Source organism: Elizabethkingia argenteiflava (assembly GCF_009904105.1).
GTDB classification, from domain to species: domain Bacteria; phylum Bacteroidota; class Bacteroidia; order Flavobacteriales; family Weeksellaceae; genus Elizabethkingia; species Elizabethkingia argenteiflava.
Window position 1 is genome coordinate 1 of record NZ_JAAABJ010000643.1, and the last position, 256, is coordinate 256.

Annotated in this window: 1 pseudogene; it reads right to left on the minus strand. The window is 26.2% G+C overall.

The annotated features are described in order from the left end of the window. Positions 1–142: 142 nt before the first annotated feature. A pseudogene (locus GNY06_RS15810) lies at positions 143–256 on the minus strand (IS982 family transposase); the annotation flags it as partial.

Below are 256 nucleotides of genomic sequence, written 5' to 3' on the forward strand. Positions count from 1 at the left end.
AAATTATTCCGTCTGGTATATAATTTTTTTGGGATTTTATATTGATGAGAAGCATAGTTTATATACTAAATCTATAGAATATTTTGTAAATTTATTAGAAATAAACAAGAGCTAAGAAATATAAAAACTACCTGTTGTGCATTTAGCCGAAATTAACTTTTATTTTGTTTAGCTTTCTTTTGAAGACGAAAAAATTCAGATACTGAATCATTGTAAAAGCGCTTATTTTTGAAGCAATTCTCGTGGCTAAACCTTG